The organism is Mucilaginibacter sp. P4_E8, from assembly GCF_056401495.1.
Genome location: NZ_JBFUJG010000355.1, coordinates 1 through 1,671, shown reverse-complemented (window position 1 = coordinate 1,671; position 1,671 = coordinate 1). Strand labels below are relative to the sequence as shown.

General features: G+C 40.3%; 1 pseudogene. It reads left to right on the top strand.

The features are described 5' to 3' along the window. A pseudogene (locus AC1DRQ_RS31320) lies at window positions 1-1,670 on the top strand (BamA/TamA family outer membrane protein); the annotation flags it as partial. Window position 1,671 lies beyond the last annotated feature (1 nt).

The window sequence follows — 1,671 nt, the reverse complement described above, 5'->3', positions numbered from 1 at the left end:
CCCGGTATTTTGACCGTTATTTTTTAAACCAATTAAGTGAGGATGATTGGAAAGAACAGATAGCTTATGTTCAGGGTAAACTGACTGATGATGTTATCAATAAAGCGATAAAACGTATGCCCGATACCATTTATCAACTTTCAGGTAAAGAGATCGCAAATAAAATGATAGCCCGCAGAAATGTGCTTGCCCAACAGGCTTTAGAATATTACCGGTTTATATCACGTGAGGTGGAAATACCTGCAAGTGATAAAACGGATAAGTTTAGCGTCAATAATGAAACTGGTGGCAACTTAACAGTAACGGTTAACAAAATTAAGAAGGATGGCAGCATTGATAAAGTAACCTACCAACGCACATTTAAACCTAATGTAACAAAAGAAGTTAGGCTATACGGTTTTGCGGGCGAGGATGTTTTTTCGGTGACCGGTACCGGGCCTTCACCAATAAAAGTACGCATGGTTGGCGGTGATGGGGTGGATAGTTTTTATGTAGATAATAACCTGCATAATAAACGTAATTTATATGTGTATGATCGTTCTGATCAGCAAAATAAGTTGCCGCTGCCATCGCAGGTAAAAAATAAAACATCAACAGACACCGCTGTAAATCAATATGACAAAACCAGTTATAAATTCGACAGGTTTGAACCCATCATTCTGGCAAATTATAGCAATGATATTGGCATATTACTTATTGGAGGGTTCTCTTATGAAAAACATGGGTTTAGAAAAGAACCTTATGCTTTCAGGGAAGAGTTTTTAACCAATTATTCCCTTGAACGGAAATCATTGTTGTTCACCTATGTTGCTGAGTGGAAAAAACTGATCGGTAATAATGATCTGGGTATTAATATATTGTCGAGGGGGCCTAATAACCTCAGTAATTTCTTTGGAATAGGGAATAATACTGTTTTTGAGAACCAGGGAGACCATAAAATGCCTTATTACCGTAATCGCTATGATTTTGTTACCGGCGATGTTTCTTTGCATCATACTTATGGCAACCTCCGTTTAAGTGCGGGCATAGCCGGCCAATTTTACAACAGCAAGGCATCAAATAATACCAAACGCTTTTTAAATGGCTATGATCAATTTAACCCAGGTGAAAGTGTTTTTGGAACAAAGCTTTATGCGGGGTTAACGGCTAATGCCCAATTAGATACACGTAACAAAAGGATCATACCAACCCAGGGAGTTCTCTGGAATACCACTATCAGCGGCTTTAGCGGAGGTGGTGGAGGCAACCATAATACCTATGGACAGATCTTGTCTGAGTTTAGCTTTTATTTAAATCCTGACAGGGATTCTGTTTTGGTAATTGCCAATCGTACAGGTTTAGGCACCACAGTTGGTGATGCTGCTTACTTCCAACTCATGAAACTGGGGGGCGCGCAAAACTTCAGGGGTTTTCATACCAACAGGTTCACCGGTAAAACCATCGCTTACAATAACCTCGAATTGCGTTTAAAAGTACTTGATTTTAGTTCGTACCTGCTTCCGGGGTCAGTGGGATTGATTGGCTTTAATGAGATAGGTCGTGTTTGGGTACCCGGCGAATCGTCAGATCAATGGCACGACGGTTATGGTGGTGGCATTTATCTAATACCTGCGCAGGTTGTTTTAATTGATGGCGTGGTTGGTTTCTCGAAAGAGGGTGACTTGGGTTAGA